The sequence below is a fragment of the Streptomyces sp. NPDC001634 genome (assembly GCF_040298185.1).
GTDB lineage: Bacteria > Actinomycetota > Actinomycetes > Streptomycetales > Streptomycetaceae > Streptomyces.
In genome coordinates this window covers 56700-76020 of record NZ_JBEOZU010000013.1, presented here as the reverse complement: position 1 = coordinate 76020, position 19321 = coordinate 56700, and the positions used below count along the sequence as shown (strand labels likewise).

Below are 19321 nucleotides of genomic sequence, written 5' to 3'. Positions count from 1 at the left end.
CCCTCAGTTCGCGGGGGTGTCGGCGCAGGAGCCGAGGAACTTCGCGATCGCGTCCGCGACCCACTCCGGTTCCTCCTCCGGCAGCAGATGTCCGCCGTGGGGGTGGACGAGCTCCTGGGCGCCGGGGATGTCGCGGGCGAAGTGCTGGCCGTCGATGCTCGCGCTGCGCAGCACCAGCGTCGGCATCGTGATGCGGGGGATCTGAGCGCTGCGGTCCGGCTGGTCGGTGTTGCAGAAGTCGACGAAGGCCGAGCGGTTACCGGGGCGGCTCATGAGCTGATAGGCGCGGTCCACCATGGCGTCGTCCACGATCTGCGAATACGGCCCGACGCTCTCGCGCAGGCTGCGCTCGATGGCCCCGCGCGGCATCACCCGCCTCAGCAGGGGCCGCACCAGCGGGTTGCGGGTCAGGCGCATCCCCGCGGGCACCGTCTTCTCCGGGTAGCCGGTGGCATTGACCAGAACCAGGCCCGTCAGCCGCTCCGGATGATCCAGCGCGACGTTCCAGGCGATGTTGCCGCCCAGGGAATTGCCGGCCAACGCGTAGCGCGGCACGCCCAGCGCCTCCAGGAAGCCCGCCACCGTCGCGGCGTATGCCGGAACGCGGTAGTCGCGGTCCTTGCGCGGGCCAGTCAGTCCGAACGCCGGCAGGTCGGGACGGATGACATCGAACGAATCCGACAGCAGATCCGTCGCGCGGTCGAAGTGCTGCAGCGATGAGGCACTGCCGTGCAGCAGCACGAGTGCCGGGCCGTGCCCAGCACGCTTGTAGTGGATCCGCAGGCCGTCCACCTCGACGAACCGGGAATCGGGCTGGGGCTCAGACCAGGTACTCATAATGGCTACACTGTTACCGATATAGTTTCGTGTCAAGTGGAAGCCCCCGCGTGTTACGGCCACGGTGGTCTTGAGCGAGGAGATGGATCAGTTCGTGCGCCGCCCTGCAGGTCGTCCGGCGGTCCCACCGGACCGGATCGTCGCCATGGCGCTGCAGATCGTCGACGAGGAGGGAGCGGAGGCGCTGTCGATGAGGGCCCTGGCCGAGCGCCTGGGCTCGGTTACGGCGACGCTGTACCGGCATTTCGGCAACCGGGCAGAGCTCGTGGCGCAGGTCGTGGACCACATGTTCGGCCTCGTCGAACTGGACGATCGAGAACTGGCGTCGGCGAGTTGGCAGTGGTCTCTGACAGTGGTGGCACACGCCATGTTCCGCGCCTTGGGTCGGCACGGGAACGCTGCCAGGCTGCTGGCCGAGCAGATTCCCGTCGGCCCCAACGCGATGGCGCTGCGGGAGCGCTGTGTCGCGTTTTTGCTCAAGGCGGGATTCGAGGCCTCACTGGCCACATGCGCGTATGTGACGCTGGCTCGCCACGTATGTGGCCTGGCGATACAGCTCAACCATGAGAACGGCGCCGGTGGGCGGCGCAACGAGGTGCCGGTCGCTGCCCTCCGGGGCGTGGATCCGGCACGGTTCCCCGCTGTCCACTCGATCGCGGAGGCGTTGCCGGTGCTTGTCGAAGAGGTCTTCCCCTTTGGGTTGGATCCCATCCTCAGCGGGCTGGGGGACTTCCGTGATGGCGGCTGACCAGGGCAACAGCTGCGTCGAGCGTCAGGTCGTGCCCGGTGGCGGCGTCTGTCGGCGCGATCTTGTCCATCTCGGGAGTGCGGCTGGAGCGTGCCACATGCACTGGGCCACCAGGCACTCATCCCGGCCCGACGTCCCCGGCGCCCGGTGCGCGACCCCGCCCGACTTCCACGATGCCCGTGGCCGGCTTTCGCAGGTCCCCTGCCCGGCCGCCTCGTGCCACCCCACGGCCTCAAAAGACCGAGAGGCCGCACTCCGTGAGCCCGACCCCATCCATCATCATGTCGCCAGACAACCATCAAGCCGTCTGCGCACCGAGATAAGGCTGGGCCAGCCACGCACCACACTGCCCAGACGGACTTGACCCGGCCCCTCCAACAGATAAGGGGACGGCGTGCGTCTGACGGTTACACGTGTTCCCGAGATCGGCATTCTCGCACGAAGGGCCGTCACCTCATCCCTGCGTGATCCGATCCACGCGGCGCCTCATCGACCAAGTCCTGCTGCCGCTGCTCACGCCCGACGGACCGGACAGACGTCCCCGGCCAATGCCTCCATCCGCCTTGAGCTCAGGCACAGCGGTGAGCCCTCATCGTGGCCCCGTCACCGTCACGGGAGGGGACCCGGCCGGCCGAGAAGGCCAGCGCTGCTCCTGCCCGCACGGTGCGCCGATGGCGCCGATGGCCGCTGGGTGCCCAGCGTATTCCGCAAGCCCCGTGGCGTGACGTCCGGGAGTATCAGCCGCACCACGATGTCAAGTACGGCAGTTCCGCACTGAACAGTTCACCGCGCTACTGAACTGACCACTGAACTGTTTCGTGCGCAACTGAACTCTTCAGCGCCGTTCAACAAACCGGTGGCTACTTGTGGCCGTGCCCGGGCAGGAACTCCTGCACCTTCGCCCTGAAGCCGTGGCGGACCATCGCGCCGCGATCCGCGTCGCCCTTCAGGAACGCGGCCGCCGTGGACTCCAGCTGCTTCCAGGTGGCGTGCGGCGGGATCGGCGGCACCGCCGGGTCCGTGAGGAACTCGATCACCGCCGGACCGTCCGCCTCCAGGCCCGCACGCCAACCCTCCTCCACGTCCCGCGGCTTCTCCACCCGCACACCGGTCAGCCCGAGGGAGCGGGCGAACGCCGCGTACTGCACGTCGGGGATCTCCTGGGAGGGCAGGAACGACGGAGCGCCCTCCATGGCCCGCATCTCCCACGTCACCTGGTTGAGGTCGTGGTTGTTCCAGACCCCCACCACCAGCCTCGGGTCGGTCCAGCGGTCCTGGTACTTCGCCGCCGTGATCAGCTCCGCGAGTCCGTTCATCTGCATCGCCCCGTCACCGACCAGCGCGATCGCAGGCCGGTCCGGGTGGGCGAACTTCGCGCCGATCGCGTACGGGACCCCACAGCCCATCGTCGCCAGCGTCCCCGACAGCGACCCCCGCATCCCCGACCGCATGGTCAGATGCCGCGCGTACCAGTTCGCCACCGAGCCCGAGTCCGACGTCACGATCGCGTTCCCCGGCAGCAGCGGGTCCAGCGCCCGGGCAACATACTCGGGGTTGATCGGGTCCGCGGACAGCTCCGCCCGCTTCTGCATCACCTCGCGCCAGTGCGCCACATTCGCGCAGACGGTCTCGTACCACTCGCGCCCGCGGTCGGCGTCCAGCAGCGGGATCAGCCGCTGAAGGGACGCCCTCGCGTCGCCGACCAGGTTCACCTCGTACGGATAGCGCATCCCGACCATGTGCGGGTCGATGTCGATCTGTACGCCCCGCGCCTTGCCGAAGTCCGGCAGGAACTGGGTGTACGGGAACGAGGAACCGATCGTCAGCAGAGTGTCGCAGTCCCGCATCAGCTCGTACGAAGGGCGCGTGCCCAGCAGCCCGATCGCCCCGGTGACATACGGCAGTTCGTCGCTCAGCACGTCCTTGCCGAGCAGGGCCTTCGCCACTCCCGCTCCCAGCAGCAGCGCGATCCGTTGCACCTCCGCCTGTGCATCCGCCGCGCCCTGGCCGATCAGGATCGCGGCCCTGTCGCCGGCGTTGAGGACCTCGGCGGCCCGCTCCAGCGACTCCTGGGTGGGGATCGCCGTCCATGCGCTGCGGTCCAGGCTGGAGGGCACCATCTTGAACGCGTGCGTCGGCGGTGTGTAGCCCAGTTCCTGCACGTCACCGGGGATGATCACCGCCGTGGGGGCGCGGCGGGCGTACGCGGTGCGGATCGCTCGGTCGAGGACGTTCGGCAGTTGCTCGGGGACGTTCACCGTCTCGACGAAGTCGGAGGCCACGTCCTTGAACAAGGTGTGCAGGTCCACCTCCTGCTGGTACGAGCCGCCCATCGCCGTGCGGTCCGTCTGGCCGACGAGCGCAAGGACCGGCATATGGTCGAGCTTGGCGTCGTACAGGCCGTTGAGCAGGTGGATCGCGCCCGCTCCGGACGTGGCCGCGCACACTCCGAGACGGCCGCTGAACTTGGCGTAGCCGACCGCTTCGAACGCGGCCATCTCCTCATGCCGCGCCTGGAGGAACCGCGGCCGGTCCTCGGCGCGTCCCCAGGCGGCCAGCAGACCGTTGATGCCGTCGCCGGGATACCCGAAGACATGCTCCACACCCCACTCACGCAGACGCTCCAGGACGTGGTCGGCGACCTTGGTGGTCATCGGGGACCTCCTGTGGGAAGAGAGGGACGTACGGATCGCACTTGTCGAGTCACCCGGGCTGTGCCGGGAAAACCTGGGGCTTGGCAGGGCGTCCGGTGTTTGCCGCGCATACGGCGGGGCAGGCGCGTCTCAGTGCTTCGGACAGGAGGCACGTCCGTGGGAGCGGCGAAGACCCGCCACGGGTGTGCCCGTCCGGCGCGGCGCGCTCCCACGGTGACCGTCCACCCAAGGCACCATCAAGGGAGTTGCGACGCACCATGCGAAACACAGCGAGCGCGAAGCACCACCCCCACGACGACGCCCCCGACACCGCGAAGGCCTTCCGCAGGCTCGCCACGCTCCCCCCGGGCCGACAGCGCGACATGCTCCGCGACGAGATCGTCGAGGCCTGGCTGCCCATGGCCGAACGGCTGGCGGGGCGCTTCCGCAGCCGCGGCGAGAGCTTCGACGACCTGCGTCAGGTCGCGGCGCTCGGCCTGGTCAAGGCCGTCGACCGGTACGACCCCGAGCGCGGCCACGCCTTCGAGAGCTACGCCGTCCCGACCGTCACCGGAGAGATCAAACGGCACTTCCGCGATCACATGTGGACCCTGCACGTGCCGCGCCGTGTCCAGGACCTGCGCAACCGGGTGCGGTTCGCCCGCCAGGACCTGGCGCAGACCGTCTCGGGCCGGGGGCCCACCGTGGCCGAGATCGCCGAGTGCGCCCGGATGAGCGAGGAGGACGTCCTGGTGGGCCTCGAGGCCCTGGAGAGCTTCACGGCCCTCTCACTGGACGCCGAACTGCCGGGCAGCGAGGACGGGTTCTCGATCGGTGACGCCCTCGGCTCACCCGACCCCGCGCTCGACACCGTCGTCGACCGCGAGGCCGTCAAGCCCAGGCTGCGGGCCCTGCCCGAACGCGAACGAGCCATCCTCTACATGCGGTTCTTCGACGACATGACCCAGAGCAGCATCGCCGAACGGCTCGGCATCTCCCAGATGCACGTCTCCCGGCTGATCAGCCGCTGCTGCAACCGGCTGCGGGACCAGGTGATGCAGGACGCCGCCTAGGTTCCGTCCGGACCGACGCGCCGAGCGCCAATGCCATGTGACGGGAGATCATGTCCATCGCCTGGGCTTCCGCCATCGAGAATGCCAGCCGGGCACCGCTGCGGAACAGAGTGAGCACCCCGTGCACGGTGCCCCCTGTGGTGAGCGGTACGCACAGCAGCGAGGTGACGTTCGCGCGGACGAGGACCGGGGCGCCCGAGGCGTCACGGCCGAAGGCCTCCGGGTCCTCGGGCCGCACCTGCAGGGAGGCGGAGCCGCCCCGCGCCGCCTCCGCGACCAGGGGGCACTCGGCCGGATCCTGCGCGGCCAGCGCGGCAGCCTCCTCGCCGGAGGGGCCGAGGACAACCGTACGGGTGAGGCGCGCCGCCCCCGCGTCGGCCACCACCCAGTCCGCGAACCGGCCGTGCAGCACCCGGGCCGCCCGCTCCAGGACCGTGTCGGCGGGCGCGGTCAGCAGGGTCGTGGTCATCGCGTCCAGCAGGTCCATCAGTGCCGCGTGCCGGGTGGTCTCGGTCAGGCTCGGGATGCCGCCGGGAGGCGTGTGCTCCCCGGCCGGCACCCGGGCGTCCGCCGGCTGCAGTACCACCAGGACCGCCGTGCGCGGCTCACCGCTCGGCCGCAGCGCGGCCAGCGTCGCCCGCACCGGCACTCCGGGGCGCTGCTGGAGGCGCACGCTCAGACTGCGGTCGCCCTCGCCGCGCGCGACGGCGGCCGTCTGCGAACGGAACGCGGCCCGGTCGGCGTGGGCCAGGAACCCGGTCAGCGGACGGCCCGTCGCATAGCCCGCACGGACTCCGGTGAACGCGGTGCCCGCGAAGTTCAGCCGGCGCACCACCGTCTCGCGGTCCACCAGCGCGACGGGCAGCGGAAGACGCTGGAAGAGCGCCTTGAGCAGCTGCTGCTCCTCGCGCTCACCGGAGTCGGCCACGGCCTGGGCGCCCGTGGCCAGCCGCTGGTACCACGGCCACAACCGACCGGCCACATGGTCGAGTTCGAAGATCGCCGCGTCGAGAACGGTGGGCAGGTCGCCCGCCGGTATCGAACGGGCCGCCTTGAGTTCCGCCACCCGGCGTACGAAATCCGCGAGCTCTTCACCGAATTCGTCCGTCTGCGCCATCCGACGAACGTATCCCGAGAGGGTCATGTCCAGGGGCTTCACTGACGGAACCGGCGCATTCCGTTTTCCCCGGCGGCGAGCGGGCACGCGCACGCGAGTGGAGGTGGAGAATGCCGGAGACCCAACATCTCGATCACCTGGGAACCGACTCCCCGGAATCGGCCCTTCCGGGGCGGCGGCTGTCGGAACTCGCCGAACAGGCCGCGCGCTGCACCAGCGACTGCTGCGGTGCCAGCAGCATGGTCGCCGGGGACGGCGCGGACCGGCCCGCCGCGGTCACCCACCCCGACCTCGCCGCACTCGTCGCGGTCCAGCTCCGGGCCGGCGACGGGCCGATCCCGGCGGCGCTGGAGTCGGGCGAGCCGGTCGACGCGGCGGACCTGCTGCGGGACGAGCGCTGGCCCGCGTACCGGGCCGTCGCACTCGACGCGGGCGTACGGTCCAGCGTCACGATCCCCTTCCGGCGCTCGGGGCTGACCGTCACCCTCAGCCTCTACAGCTTCCGGCCCGGCACCCTGGAGGACGCCCTGCACGGCCCCGCCCGGGCGCTCGGCGACCTCGCCGCCAGCTGCCTCGTGCGCGACCGCTCCTACCGTGCCGCGCTCACCGAGCTCGACCAGCTTGGCACCGCCCTGCGCTCGCGGCCCGTCGTCGACCAGGCGTGCGGGATCGTGATGCACGTCCTCGGCTGCGACGCCGACGCGGCCTTCGGCGTGCTGCGCCGTATCTCCCAGGGCACCAACCGCAAGCTCTCCGATGTCGCCGCGGCCGTGGTGGACAAGCGCGGCCGAGGGCTGGAACGGCAGCTTGTGTCGCTGTCCGACTGAACCGCGGGGCCCCGGCCCGCCGTCGTCACCCACCCGGCGGCGCCGGTAGCGCGAATGGGGCAGGGCCGCGCGCGGCCCTGCCCCGGGCGGGCTGTCATGGGTTTGGGAGGTACGACCGCCGTGCCCCGGAGGAACCCGGCCTAAGGAGCCCCCGCATGCGCCGCAGCGCCCGTGTCCTGTCCGCCGCCGCACTGGCCGGTGCCGCCCTGGGCGCCGTCGCCCCGCCCGCCTTCGCCGATCCGTCCGCGGATGTCAGCCCGCGCTCAGCGGCACCCGGCGGTGAGGTCACGGTCTCGGTGACCTGCGATGCGGTCAGTGGCGCCCTTCCCGAGTTCATCGAGGCCGTCTCTCAGGGCTTCGAGGGGGGAAAGGTCCGGCTGAACCGGGCCGATGGCAACGGGGGCCGGGGTGAGGGCACGGCAGGCCGCGCCGGCGGAGTGGCAGGTCGCAGGGGGGCCACGACCGGCGTCCGGTACAGCGGGACGGCACGCATTCCGGCCGACGGGCCCGTCGATACCGTCGCCGGCCTGGCCGGGCGCGAGGCGGAGTGGGGTGTCGAGGGACGGTGCCCGGTGGCCCCGGGCAGCCGTGAGATGCCGTGGAAGGCCTCGTTCAGCGTGAGCCGGGACGGCTCCACGCGGCCGGGGGAAAGCCCGGGGAAGCTGCAAGGGGAAGCTGAAGGCAGGCAGGAGACTCCGGGTAGGGAGGATGCTCCGGGCAAGTCGGATGCTCCGGGCAAGTCGGATGCTCCGGGTAGGGAGGATGCTCCGGGCAAGTCGGATGCTCCGGGTAGGCAGGATGCTCAGGACAAGCCGGATGGTCCGGGTAAGCAGGATGCTCAGGGCAGGCTGGATGCTCCCGGTAAGCAGGATGCCCAAGGCAAGGCGGATGTTCCGGGCAGGCCCGATGCTCAGGGCAAGCCAGATGCCCAGGGCAGGCCCGATGCCCAGGGCAAGCCCGATGCCCAGGGCAAGCAGGAGGAGAAACAGCAGGGCGAGAGTCAGAGCGCGCGCCCGGGGCAGAAGGAGGACGACGAGCCGCCCGTGGGAGCCCAGCACGGGGTGCAGGCGGGCGAGGGCGGAGCTTTCACCGAGTCCGTGCCCGCGCTCGTCATGGGCTGTCTTCTGATCGCGGCAGCGCTCGGCGCCGCGGTTCACCGGGTGTGGAGAGGGGGGTGGTCCGTGCGCGGCTGACGCCCTGACCGGGGCAGCCCCGGCGGACGCCCATGGCGGGGCACAGCACTGGGTACTCAGAGCCCGAGGGCCGTCAACGAGACCGTAACGGAACAGGAGTACGAAAACAGGCGGCGGCCAGGGACCGAGGGCCCGGAGCGAGCCGGGGGCCGGTCAGGTCACCACGGACTGCGCGGAGGCACGCATGCGGCGGACGGATCCCGAAGGGCACGGCCCCGTCCGTTACGGCCCGCACCTTCCCGACCAGGGACTGCCCGTCCTGCCGGGCCTTTCCATGACGCTCGCCGCGACCGCGGACCACGACGCCGCCGAACCCTCCGGCGAACTGCCCACCCTCCTCCAGGCCGCCTGCGGCTACTTCGGCCGACGCGGACTGCCCGCCGAGCCCGGCGCGGTGGCGGCCGCCCCCGGCGCCCCCGCCCTGCTCGTCGCGGTCACCGCCGCGCTCGGCGGTGACGTGCTGATCCCGCGGCCGTGCCCCGCCTGGTGGGCGCCCCAGGTCCGGGCGCTGGGGCGGTCCGTCTACCACGTGGCGACACCCGCGGAGTGCGGTGGCGTCCCGGACCCGTACGCCCTCCTGGAGACCGTCCGCAGGATCCGTACCGAAGGCGGCGACCCGCGCCTGCTCGTGCTCGCGGTCGCCGACGACCCGACCGCCACCGTCGCACCGCCCGAAGTGGTGCACGAGACCGTCGAGGCCGCCGTTGGCGAGGGGCTCCACCTGGTGAGCGACGAGACCTGGCGCGACACCGTGCACCGGCCGCACGACACCGTGCTGCTCAGCCCCGCCGAGATGTACCCCGACCGGGTCACCGTCGTCACCGACCTCGCCGGAGCCTTTCTGCCGGCCGGCTGGCCCGCGGCCGTCGCCCGCTTCCCGGCCACCGCCGACGGCGCCGGGCTGCGCGCCCGCGTCCTCGACGTGCTCACCGCGCTCGGCGCCCGTGTCGCCGACCCGGTCGCCGCCGCGGCCGCGTACGCCCTCGACGAGCCCCCCGACGTCGCCCAGCGCCTCACCGCCGGTATCGCGCTGCACGCGCGCGTGGCCGCCGCCCTGCACCATGCAGTCGTCTCTGCGGGCGCCCTCGCCCGGCCCCCGCAGGCCGGGCGCCACCTCTACGCCGACCTGGAGCCGCTGCGCTCCGCGCTCGACGCGCACGGCGTCGGCGACGCACAGGAACTGGAGGATTTCCTCAGCGCCCGGCTCGGTATGCCCGCGCCCGGCGGCCATCGCTTCGGGGACGACCTCGCGGCTCTCCGCGTCCGTCTGTCGACCGGTCCCCTCCTCGGCACGACGGCTGAGGAACGGGCCCAGGGCCTCATCTCCTCCGCGCCGCTGGAACTGCCACACGTGCGACGCGCGTTGAGTCACCTGGGATCGGTCTTCGACGATCTACGCGACGACGCTCAGCGATGGGAGCATCCTCGATGACGCAGCAGTCCGAGTCGACCACGAGTTCCGTTCCGGCGCACCAGGACGCCGGTGAGCCGGCCTCCATGCCCCTGCTGAGCCCGGACCCCAAGCCGCTGACCCCGTTCCCTCCGCTCGCCGAGCCCCGAACGCTCGGCGAGCGCCGTATCTGGCCGCGTTCCTTCATGGACCGGCTGACCGCGCCTCTGCCCGGCCTCAAGGCCTTCGCCCGCTTCGCCCGCGAGGGTGCGGTGCGTCCCGGGCCAGAGGGGCTCAAGGACATCCCGCTGCTGCCGTACGAGCCGGGCCCGCTCCCGCGGGTCGACGCCCACACGGTCGCCGTCTCCTGGGCGGGGCACGCCAGTTGGGTGGTACGGATCGGCGGACTGACCGTCCTCACCGACCCGGTCTGGTCACGGCGCATCCTCGGTACACCGGCCCGGATCACCCCCGTGGGCATCGCCTGGAGTGCCTTGCCGCGCATCGACGCGGTCGTCATCAGCCACAACCACTACGACCACCTGGACGCCCCGACCCTGCGTGAACTCCCGTGCCATACACCGGTGTTCGTACCGGCCGGCCTCGCCCCGTGGTTCCGGCGGCGCCGGTTCACCCTCGTCACCGAGCTGGACTGGTGGGAGGGCGCCGAACTCGACGGTGTCCGCTTCGACTTCGTCCCCTCGCACCACTGGTCCAAGCGCACCATGACCGACACCTGCCGTTCGCTGTGGGGCGGCTGGGTGCTGACGGCGCGCAACGGACAGCGCGTGTACTTCGCGGGCGACACGGGATACGGCCACTGGTTCGAAAGAATCGGCCGCCGCTATCCGGGGATCGACCTGGCGCTCATGCCGATCGGTGCCTACAACCCGCGATGGTGGCTCAGCGACGTCCACTGCGACCCGGAGGAGGCGGTGCGGGCGACGGCCGACCTCGGCGCACGGCGGATGGCGCCCATGCACTGGGGCACGTTCGTGCTGTCGGCCGAGCCGGTCCTGGAACCGCTGGCGCGGGTACGGGCCGCCTGGGAGAAGGCGGGGCTGGCCCGCGAGGACCTGTGGGACCTGCCGGTGGGGGCGTCACGGGTGCTGGATTGAGCGGCGCCCGGTGTTCAGGGGGCGGCGGTCCGGCGCATCCGGCGCCATACGCCGGGCGCCGCGCTGATCGCCAGTGTCAGCGCGACCGCCGCCACCACGCCCTCCCACGGCTCCGGGAACAGGGAGCCGCCCAGAATGCCGATCAGCTGGTAGGCCGCGGCCCAGGCGAGGCAGGCCGGGGCGTCTCCCCGCGCGAAGTCCCGCAGTGGCATCCCGGCCAGCAGACAGGCGAGCATCACCGGGATACGGCCCGCCGGCACGAGCCGCGAAAGGGTGAGCACCGCGATGCCGTGGTCGCTCAGCCTCTCCTGAGCCTGGGCCAGGCGATCCTCCGGGGCGCGGTCGCGGATCGTCTCCAGCCAGCGGGAACCGTTCTTCGACGACATGCCGCGCCGCCCGAGCCAGTACAGCGCGATGTCGCCGAGGAAGGCCGCGAACGCCGACACGACGAAGACCAGTGCGAGCGAGAAGGGCGCGGTCTGGTGGAAGGCCACGACCGCCGCCGAGCTGACCAGCGCACCTGTCGGCACGACCGGCACGAGCGCACCGATCAGCACGAGCAGGAACAGAGACGGATAACCGACCGCCTGCTGAGTGGACTCCGCGGGCACGGTGGTACTCGCGGCGGCGAGGAACATCACCGGGTTACCTCCGGGAGCGTGAGGGCCGAGAGGCGGGACGCGCCGGAGCGAGCGCTCGGCGGCGATATGGAGACCCCCTGTCCGGCCGCGGGTCCGCCGACTGCTGCCGGGTCGGGGCCTGTTCGGGGCACAGAGGCGTGCAGCGGGCGGCGGGCTGCCGTGTGGGGCGCGGGGTCGGGCTTCGGGCGGCGGGCTGCGGTGCGGGGCGTGTGGGTGGTCGCGGGCCGGCGGACCGCGCGGAGCGCCACGGTGGTCATCGGGCCGCCTCCAGGCGCACGCTCTCGCCGTGGGACAGGAGGTGCACCGCCACCTCCGGCGCGCGCTCCGCCGCGAGGCGCGCGAACTCGTCGCCCGGCGCGTGGAATTCATGGGGGCGCACGGCGTCCATCCCGATCGGCCAGTACGTGCCGTAGTGCACCGGTACCGCGCTGCGCGGCATCAGCCGGGCCAGCGCCTGCGCCGCGCGCCCCGCATCAAGATGTCCCTCCCCGAGGTACGGGCCCCAGCCGCCGACCGGCAGCAGCGCCACGTCGACCGGCCCGACTTCCTCCGCCATCGACTCGAACAGACCGGTGTCCCCGGCGAAGTACGTCCGGGCGTCGCCCTCGACGACGAACCCGAGCGCGGGGGAGCGATGGGGCCCCATCGGCAGCCGACGCCCGTCGTGCCGCGCCGGAACGACCCGTACGACCAGGTCACCGACCTGGACCCGGTCGCCGGGCACGACCTCCGTGAACCGCAGCCGGGTGAGGCGGCGCAGCCCCGGCACCTGGCCCGACGCGCCGCGCGGCACCAGCAGGCGGGTGCCCGCGGCCAGTTGCGCCAGCGACGGCACGTGCAGATGGTCGGCGTGCAGATGCGAGACCAGCGCCACGTCCGCCACCGCGGCCTCGGCCGGCGGCGGAGCACCACGCCGCCGCCGCAGATGCGCAAGGCGGCGGGCGAACACCGGGTCGGTCAGGACGCGCACACCGGAGTCCTCGACCGTGCAGGTGGCATGACCCCACCAAGTGATCTGCACCGGCACTCCTTTGCCTCCTTCGCGCGACTCCCCTCGAGCCTACGGGCAGGAGTAGGGTCGGCGGCGAAACCCTGAGGTGAGGGGGACACCATGGGAGATGCGCGCGGCACCTCCGGCATGCGCGACGCCACCGGCCGGCCTGCCCCGGTCCGGGTCACGGCGATCGCCAGCCTGACGCCGTTGGAGGAGCTGGACGCGGACCCCTTCCTCGTCGACTCCCGCAGCCAGTACGCAATGTGTGCGCGCTGGGCGGCGGAACGGGGATACGTGGTGACGCGGGAACTGCTCGTGCGAGGCCTGCGCCCCGACCACTGCGCGTTGTGGGCCGATGTGGAGGCCGGCCTCGTCGACCTGTTCGTGGCGCCCAGCCGCCGCGTCCTGGAGCGGGCCCTGTCCTCCGTGGACGAGTTCACCGCGGAGTGCGCGCGCCGGGGCGTCCGCGTCGAGACCGTCGGCCGCGCGGAACCGTCGTACGACGCCCAGATGAAGGCCCGGGTCCACCGCCGTCTGTCCATGCCGACGGCGGGCTACGACGGCCGTTGACCTGACGGTACCGTCCCGATGAGCGAGCGCCCCGGGCCGTTGTGACAAGGTGGGGCGGATCCCCGAGGACCGCGTGGACCGGGACGTGAGGTGAGCAGGGCGTGGGTCACGGGCGTTGGCGAAGCCTGGTCAGCGGAGTGTGGCGCAGTATCGCCGTATGGGCCGCGTCGACCGTCACCATGCTCGTCCTCGCCGCGATCCTCCCGGACTTCCGGCTGGAGTCGGCGGCCGGCGACAGCGTGACCCGCGTCGCCGTCACCGCCGCGGCCGGCGCCGGTGTCTTCGGTCTGCTGTCGTCGCTCGTGTGGCCCCTGCTGGTCCGGCTGCTGCTGCTCGTGCCCGCCCTCGTCCTCGGGCTGCTCGTCTTCTTCCTCAACGGTTCCCTGCTGCTGGTCGCCCTCCGCATCAACCCCTCCGGGCGCGGCGACGCCGCACCCGAGACCGCCGTGGTCGTCGCCGCCGTGATGTCCGCCGTCGCCTCGGCCACCGGCGCCGCCCTGGCCGTACGGGACGACGACGCCTACAGACGGCGGCTGTACCGGCTCGCCGACAGACGCCGCAAGGGCGGTGACGGGCAGGCAGGGCCTGTCACCCCGGGCGCCGTCTTCGTCCAGCTCGACGGCGTCGGACACGACGTGCTGCGGGCGGCCGTCGACAAGGGACTCATGCCGACCGTGGCCTCCTGGCTCGGCACCGGGAACGGCTGGGGCCCCACCCACCGCCTGACGGCCTGGCGCACCGACTGGTCCAGCCAGACCGGCGCCAGCCAGCTCGGCATCCTGCACGGCTCCAACCATGACATCCCGGCCTTTCGTTGGTACGAGAAGGACCAGCGCGAGGTCATGGTCTGCAACCGGCCCACCAGCGCCGCCGAACTCCAGCGCCGCGCCATCGAACGGACCGGCGACGGCGGCCTCCTCACCGTCGACGGCGCCAGCCGCGGCAACCTGTTCAGCGGTGGCGCCGACCAGCTCGCCCTTGTTCTCTCGGTATCCGCGCGGCGGGGGAAGGAGAACCGCTCCCGCGCGGGATACTTCGCCTACTTCAGCGATCCCGCCAACGCCGTTCGCACCGCCATGGCGTTCGTCGCGGAGGTCGTCCGTGAGATCGGGCAGTCCACTCGGGCCCGTATCGGCAAGCAGCGGCCCCGCGTCGCCCGCGGCGGGCTCTACCCCCTCGTCCGCGCCTTCGCCACCGTCGTCGAACGGGATGTCGTCGTCGCCGCGGTGATCGGCGACATGCTCGCCGGACGCAACGCGGTCTACGCCGACCTGGTGGCGTACGACGAAGTGGCCCACCACTCCGGCCCGCACAGCCGCGACGCCGAGAAGGTCCTGCAGAAGCTGGACCGCGCACTGGCGCTGCTCGCGCAGGTCGCCGAGCACGCCCCGCGCCCGTACCGGATCGTCGTCCTGTCCGACCACGGTCAGAGCCCCGGCGAGACCTTCCAGACGCGTTACGGACTCAGCCTCGGCAATCTGGTGCGAGCCGGGTGCGGACTGCCCGTGCCACGCAGGGTGGAGCGTACCCACAGCGAAGCCGAGGCCCGCGCGGCGGTACGCGCCGCGCTGCGCAGGCCCGTCGAGGAGAGCGGCGACCGGCACCGTCCCGGGCGCCGCCACTTCGAGCCCGTCGTGCTGGCCTCCGGCAACCTCGGTCTCGTCTCCTTCCCGGCTGTGCCGGACCGGATGAGCAAGGAGGAGATCGACCGTCGCCACCCCGCGCTGCTGTCGACGCTCGCCCACCACCCCGGCATCGGCTTCGTGCTCGTCCGCAGCGAGGAACACGGCGGGGTGGTACTGGGGGCGCACGGCGCAGAGGTCCCGGTCGACCGGCTGGCCGACGGAACCGGACCGCTCGCCGGTTTCGGCCCCGGCGCCGCCGACGCCGTGCGCCGCACACACTCCTTCCCGCACACCGCCGACATCATGATCAACTCCTGGTACGACCCGGAGGCGGGCGAAGTACTCGCGTTCGAGGAGCAGATCGGCTCGCACGGCGGGCTCGGCGGCGCCCAGGGGCGGCCCTTCCTGCTGTCGCCGGTGGCGCTGTCCGCCCCGGCGGAGGACGGCGCCGAACTCGTCGGCGCCGAGCGGCTCCACCACGTCTTCCGCCGCTGGCTGCGCGAGTGCAACGGGCCCCAGGTACCGCTGACCGCAGGCGAGAACGAGAACGAACGCGCCGCCTGAGCGGGACGATTCCGCCGGCGGACGCGCGAGAAATTCAACTGACGACGCAACCGTCAATTGAGAACCTCGACGGCGAGCAACCACATCCGCGAGAGCGGCGCCGGCTCCAAGCCGCCCAAGACGGAGGAGCCGTTCTCCACGCCCGCTCCTGGCACATGCTCTCCGACGCGCTGCACTCTTTCGGACGCGACCTCGACGAGGACACGCTGAAGGTGCTCGCGCACGGCACGCTGACGCCCGCGCACGCCACGGCCTTCTGCAGCCCGGCATCGACCTGCTGCACCGGGTGGACGACTTCGCGCCCGGCGCGCCGCTCCTCGTCATCACGGACGGCGGGTGCGACGCGCTGCGGGTGCGTCGCGAGCACGCGTACCTGATCCCGCAGGGGACACGGCTGCCCTTTACGGCGCGTGGGCCGGTGTTCCGGGTGCGGTGAGTCCGGCGGCGTGTCCGTTGTGCGGGGTGTCAGTAGTGCGGTACGAAACCCGACCGGACCCTGCCGAAGTCGTTCATCGTCTTCACGGTGTGCACGAAGCCGCCGCCAGCCGACGCGTCGCTGAAGGCGACCATGGTGCCCAGTGTGCCGGTCAGCGTGATGAACTTGCGGAGCGTGACCTGGTCGTCGCGGAACTCCTCGGCCGGGAGGTGGTGGTGGGCGGCCTCCAGGGCATGCAGATGCCGCTCCAGCCGGTTCTTCGCGGCCTCCTTGTCGCGGTCGTAGAGGTCGTCCAGCGCGTAGAAGGTGACCTCGCTCGTCCACAGACCGATCGCGTGCACCGCGACGGTCTCCTCGGAGAGCGTCGGGCTCCCGGCGAGGTCGATCTCGAGGCGGCGGCTCTCACGGGCCGCGGTGTCCACGTACTGCACGGTGGCGGTCCCCAGCCCCGACAGGTCGCGGCCCGGTGGCACCCTCACCTCGAGGACGACCCAGTACGTCTCCTCGTAGGCGAGGTCGGGCGCGAAGATCCGGATGCCCTTCTCCTCGGTGATGAGATCGGGCAGCGCCTCGGTGCCGTAGTCCTCGCGGGCCCGTTGCGCGGCCCGGACCGCATCGCGGAGCACGGCGGCGCGGGCCCTGGGGTCGCTGACCAGGTCGTGGCCGTACAGGTGGCGGATCTCCACCTCGGGGTCGATGTCGAGTCTGAGCTGGATGTCGATGGCGGCCAGGTGGTCGCGTCGGCTGAGGTCGCCGTGCAGATCCGCCGTGACCTGCTCGGGGCGCGTCACAAACGTCGAGTGACCACCGGCCAGCCCCGCGAGTGCCGCCAGTTCGGGCATGCGGGCGTCGGAGCCGAAGCCGAAGCACGACAGGGTGAGGTCGCCGCGGAGCTTGGCCGCGAGGTTCGTACGGATCGTGAGCCAGTCGCGCTCGCCGGACGTCGGATCGCCGTCGGAGAAGAGATAGAGGCAGTTGACGGTGCGTCCGCTGCGCGAGTGGCGGCTGATCTCGTCAATTCCGTACTGCACCCCGAGGTTGATGTCCGTCGCGCCGGTTGCGGTCATCCCGGCGACCGCCTGCGCGAAGTGGTCGATGGTCAGGTCCTTCTTGGCGACGGCGGGCAGCACCGTGCTCACGGTGTGGTTGAAGGCGATGATGCCCAGGCAGTCCATGGGCCGCAGCTCGGCGTAGAGGGCGTGCAGCGCGGACTTGACGGTGGCGAGCTTCTCACCTGTCATGGAACTGCTGATGTCCACGACGAAGACGAAGTTCACGGGCAGCGGTTCGGTCGCGGGGACATCTGCGGGTGGGGTGTCACCCGCCTTGAGTGTGACCTCCACGAAGTGAGTCGTCGCCTCGTTCGCCTTGAACGTGCCCGGCACGGCGGCGAGTCCATGGCTGACGGCGACGGCCTCGCCGGGGCGGGGGCCGGGCACCTGATCGGTGCGGGCCACCACGAAGTCGTCGAACCGGATCTGGTCCTGCCCGACGATGACGCCCTGCTCGATGAGGTCCTTCACCCCGAGAACGGACCGGGTGCCGAAGGCGTTGTTGCGGCGGATGTAGAGGCCGTCGTGGGGGAGGGGCTGGTCGGGGTCGCGCGGGGTGCGGCCGGGGCCGTGCGGGGAGCCGTAGAAGTTGAGGGAACCGATGGAGGAAGCCTGGACGATGTTGCCGCTGACACCACCCGAGACGGTGTTGGCTGTCCTGGGCCTGTGCGCCAAACCCAGGCGGTCGTGGGGCTCGCGGACCTCGCGGGCCGACTTGGCCGACCTGCGACGTACAGCGCGCTCCACCTCGTCAGGGGAAGGCGCGGCGGAAGGGCGAGATGCTGCGGCGCGGCGAGACGCAGACGCAGGGGGAGGCGCGCTGAAACGGCGAGGCGAAGACAAAGGAAGAGACCCGGGGTCACGGCGAGACGCAGCGGCAGCGTCGGAGCCGGACCAAGGGCCAGGTTGCTGCGGATACCCAGGGGAAGATGCCGGGGGAGACGCGGGGGCGCCGTCGCGACCGGTGCTGAAGCTCACCGGACGTTCGTCCAGGGTGGGCATCGGCACATCCTCGGGAGGCCGGACTTGACCCTGCGCCCCCAGGTGACCGGTGTGGACGACCCGGCCCTGACGCACCCATCGCCAGAGCAGAGCGTCCGGCGTCCCGGCCCGAGGGTCCCGGATCTCCGGGTGAACGACCACGACCAGTGGCGGTCCTGGCGGTCGCCGGAGCGACACCGCACCGTCCCACGTCGCCCGATGGCCCGTCAGCACCGCCAGGACCCGTAAATCGCGCGCCTGTGCGAAGGCCCGGCAGTCCGCCTCCCGACTCCGGCTGCCGCGCGCGTCACGTACCACGGGCGCGGACCGGCGCATCTGGTCGACCACCAAGAACGCCGGGCTCCCGGGCCATGGCCTGTGCGCCGTCTCCGCGCCGTCCCTGGCGTCGCACGGCCACAGCACTGCGCCGCTGTGCAGCAGATACCAGAGAGCGGCACCGGGTTTCGGCCCCGACGGGACCTGGAGTGTGCCGGGATGGACCACGATCTCCGCGTCGGGGTGTGCCGCGAGCAACGCGTCCGCCTCCTCGGTCGACCGTGCGACCGGTTCCAGCGGGGACAGCCCTTCGGTGACGGCCCTCAGGCGTGCCTCGGCGGCCGCCCGGTCCGGAGCGCTGCCTCCTTCACCGCCGTCGGGCCACGGGTGGACATAGATCACTGCCCGTCGTCCGGAAACCCCGTTGTTCGTGTGACTCGTCATGCGCACTCCCCGTCGTGCGGGCGGTGATCGGCCACCGTCCGCCCCCGTTGTTCCACGGCCCGGCCCCGATGCCCCTGCCCTCCCGCGGAACTTGGCGGAGCCCGTCCACGGAAGTGACTGTAGGGCCTGACTGTGACGCCCGTCATGGGATTCTCCCCAGGGTCCGGCTCGCCGACCCGTCCGGCGGGTCAGCCGGGCGCAGTTGTGATCGGATGGTGCCCACGGAGCCCGGCAACGGGATCACACGCGAAAGGAAGAACCGTGGCAACCACGCGCACCGCACACACCGTCTGGGAAGGCAGCCTGCTCGAGGGCAACGGCGTCGTCACCTTCGACTCCTCCGGCATCGGCCAACAGCCGGTCACGTGGGCTTCGCGCGCCCAGGACGCGAACGGCAAGACCAGCCCCGAGGAGCTGATCGCCGCCGCCCACACCAGCTGCTTCTCCATGGCGCTGTCACACGGCCTGACCGGTGCCGGCACCCCGCCCACCAAGCTCGTCACCTCCGCCGACGTCACCTTCCAGCCGGGTGAGGGCATCACCGGCATCCATCTCACCGTCGAGGGCACAGTCCCCGGCCTCGACAACGACGCGTTCGTCGCCGCCGCCGAGGACGCCAAGAAGAACTGCCCGGTCAGCAAGGCCCTGGCCGGTACGACCATCACGCTGTCGGCCAAGCTCGCCTGACGCCCGTACGTCCGCAAGGTGCCGCGCCCGCCGCCAAGGGGGCGCGGCACCGCCGTTCCGGGGTACCCGCCGGCAGTCGGAAAGGCCCCCCATGTCGAGCCGAGGCATTGACAAG

General features: G+C 71.8%; 15 protein-coding genes and 2 pseudogenes. 11 read left to right on the top strand and 6 right to left on the bottom strand.

Annotation, left to right across the window (positions count from 1 at the left end; translation table 11 throughout):
• Window positions 1-3: 3 nt before the first annotated feature.
• On the bottom strand, window positions 4-837 hold the full coding sequence (locus ABT186_RS11165; protein ID WP_351924620.1) for an alpha/beta fold hydrolase: 834 nt from the start codon (window positions 835-837) through the stop codon (window positions 4-6).
• A 70-nt stretch (window positions 838-907) separates the two neighbouring features.
• On the opposite strand from ABT186_RS11165, the gene ABT186_RS11160 reads away from it, so the two are divergent.
• Window positions 908-1585: a TetR/AcrR family transcriptional regulator gene (locus ABT186_RS11160; protein ID WP_351924618.1), complete on the top strand. Its 678-nt coding sequence runs from the start codon at window positions 908-910 to the stop codon at window positions 1583-1585.
• Window positions 1586-2445: 860 nt separating this feature from the next.
• Here ABT186_RS11160 and ABT186_RS11155 read toward each other — a convergent pair.
• On the bottom strand, window positions 2446-4239 hold the full coding sequence (locus ABT186_RS11155; RefSeq protein WP_351924616.1) for a thiamine pyrophosphate-requiring protein: 1794 nt from the start codon (window positions 4237-4239) through the stop codon (window positions 2446-2448).
• Between the two features lie 257 nt (window positions 4240-4496).
• On the opposite strand from ABT186_RS11155, the gene ABT186_RS11150 reads away from it, so the two are divergent.
• Window positions 4497-5291, top strand: coding sequence for an RNA polymerase sigma factor SigF (locus ABT186_RS11150; protein WP_351225847.1), 795 nt, complete (start codon window positions 4497-4499; stop codon window positions 5289-5291).
• On the opposite strand, the gene ABT186_RS11145 is transcribed toward ABT186_RS11150, so the two are convergent.
• A complete protein-coding gene (locus ABT186_RS11145) occupies window positions 5239-6408 on the bottom strand; it encodes a GAF domain-containing protein (RefSeq protein ID WP_351225849.1) in 1170 nt (389 codons plus the stop codon). The genes ABT186_RS11150 and ABT186_RS11145 overlap by 53 nt on opposite strands.
• A 110-nt stretch (window positions 6409-6518) precedes the next feature.
• Between ABT186_RS11145 and ABT186_RS11140 the strand changes: the two genes are divergently transcribed.
• The 4 genes from ABT186_RS11140 (at window position 6519) to ABT186_RS11125 (ending at window position 10936) form a co-directional block, all read left to right on the top strand.
• Window positions 6519-7235 (top strand): ANTAR domain-containing response regulator, encoded by a 717-nt coding sequence (locus ABT186_RS11140; RefSeq protein ID WP_351225851.1) that lies wholly within the window; start codon window positions 6519-6521, stop codon window positions 7233-7235.
• Between the two features lie 155 nt (window positions 7236-7390).
• Window positions 7391-8428, top strand: a complete 1038-nt coding sequence (locus ABT186_RS11135) for a hypothetical protein (protein ID WP_351924614.1) — start codon at window positions 7391-7393, stop codon at window positions 8426-8428.
• A gap of 184 nt (window positions 8429-8612) precedes the next feature.
• Window positions 8613-9860, top strand: coding sequence for an aminotransferase class I/II-fold pyridoxal phosphate-dependent enzyme (locus ABT186_RS11130; RefSeq protein WP_351225853.1), 1248 nt, complete (start codon window positions 8613-8615; stop codon window positions 9858-9860).
• Window positions 9857-10936, top strand: coding sequence for an MBL fold metallo-hydrolase (locus ABT186_RS11125; protein WP_351225855.1), 1080 nt, complete (start codon window positions 9857-9859; stop codon window positions 10934-10936). Before ABT186_RS11130 ends, ABT186_RS11125 begins: the two co-directional genes overlap by 4 nt.
• Before the next feature lie 14 nt (window positions 10937-10950).
• Here ABT186_RS11125 and ABT186_RS11120 read toward each other — a convergent pair whose 3' ends face one another.
• Together ABT186_RS11120 and ABT186_RS11115 are read right to left on the bottom strand one after the other, a co-directional pair.
• A complete protein-coding gene (locus ABT186_RS11120) occupies window positions 10951-11574 on the bottom strand; it encodes a DedA family protein (protein WP_351225857.1) in 624 nt (207 codons plus the stop codon).
• A gap of 256 nt (window positions 11575-11830) precedes the next feature.
• Window positions 11831-12604 (bottom strand): MBL fold metallo-hydrolase, encoded by a 774-nt coding sequence (locus tag ABT186_RS11115; RefSeq protein ID WP_351225859.1) that lies wholly within the window; start codon window positions 12602-12604, stop codon window positions 11831-11833.
• 84 nt (window positions 12605-12688) lie between these two features.
• Here ABT186_RS11115 and ABT186_RS11110 point away from each other — a divergent pair, with 84 nt between their 5' ends.
• The 4 genes and pseudogenes from ABT186_RS11110 to ABT186_RS11095 form a co-directional block, all read left to right on the top strand.
• A complete protein-coding gene (locus ABT186_RS11110; protein WP_351225861.1) occupies window positions 12689-13141 on the top strand; it encodes a hypothetical protein in 453 nt (150 codons plus the stop codon).
• A gap of 101 nt (window positions 13142-13242) precedes the next feature.
• Entirely contained in the window at window positions 13243-15330 is a 2088-nt protein-coding gene (locus tag ABT186_RS11105; protein ID WP_351924612.1) for an alkaline phosphatase family protein, read from the top strand.
• A 105-nt stretch (window positions 15331-15435) separates the two neighbouring features.
• Window positions 15436-15590, top strand: a pseudogene (locus ABT186_RS11100) (MoxR family ATPase); the annotation flags it as partial.
• Window positions 15584-15766 (top strand): annotated as a pseudogene (locus ABT186_RS11095) (DUF2201 family putative metallopeptidase); the annotation flags it as partial. The pseudogenes ABT186_RS11100 and ABT186_RS11095, both read left to right, overlap by 7 nt.
• A gap of 29 nt (window positions 15767-15795) precedes the next feature.
• On the opposite strand, the gene ABT186_RS11090 reads toward ABT186_RS11095, so the two are convergent.
• Window positions 15796-17565, bottom strand: a complete 1770-nt coding sequence (locus ABT186_RS11090) for a VWA domain-containing protein (protein WP_351924610.1) — start codon at window positions 17563-17565, stop codon at window positions 15796-15798.
• 1215 nt (window positions 17566-18780) lie between these two features.
• Here ABT186_RS11090 and ABT186_RS11085 point away from each other — a divergent pair.
• Window positions 18781-19206, top strand: a complete 426-nt coding sequence (locus ABT186_RS11085; RefSeq protein WP_351225867.1) for an OsmC family protein — start codon at window positions 18781-18783, stop codon at window positions 19204-19206.
• The last annotated feature ends 115 nt before the right edge of the window (window positions 19207-19321 follow it).

Excerpts from the sequence above, each read along its gene's own strand:
- ABT186_RS11125 (WP_351225855.1), top strand. The coding sequence starts at position 9,857 with ATGACGCAGCAGTCCGAGTCGACCACGAGTTCCGTTCCGGCGCACCAG.
- ABT186_RS11130 (WP_351225853.1), top strand. The coding sequence starts at position 8,613 with ATGCGGCGGACGGATCCCGAAGGGCACGGCCCCGTCCGTTACGGCCCG.
- ABT186_RS11145 (WP_351225849.1), bottom strand. The coding sequence starts at position 6,408 with ATGGCGCAGACGGACGAATTCGGTGAAGAGCTCGCGGATTTCGTACGC.
- ABT186_RS11110 (WP_351225861.1), top strand. The coding sequence starts at position 12,689 with ATGGGAGATGCGCGCGGCACCTCCGGCATGCGCGACGCCACCGGCCGG.
- ABT186_RS11135 (WP_351924614.1), top strand. The coding sequence starts at position 7,391 with ATGCGCCGCAGCGCCCGTGTCCTGTCCGCCGCCGCACTGGCCGGTGCC.
- ABT186_RS11140 (WP_351225851.1), top strand. The coding sequence starts at position 6,519 with ATGCCGGAGACCCAACATCTCGATCACCTGGGAACCGACTCCCCGGAA.
- ABT186_RS11155 (WP_351924616.1), bottom strand. The coding sequence starts at position 4,239 with ATGACCACCAAGGTCGCCGACCACGTCCTGGAGCGTCTGCGTGAGTGG.
- ABT186_RS11150 (WP_351225847.1), top strand. The coding sequence starts at position 4,497 with ATGCGAAACACAGCGAGCGCGAAGCACCACCCCCACGACGACGCCCCC.
- ABT186_RS11120 (WP_351225857.1), bottom strand. The coding sequence starts at position 11,574 with ATGTTCCTCGCCGCCGCGAGTACCACCGTGCCCGCGGAGTCCACTCAG.
- ABT186_RS11165 (WP_351924620.1), bottom strand. The coding sequence starts at position 837 with ATGAGTACCTGGTCTGAGCCCCAGCCCGATTCCCGGTTCGTCGAGGTG.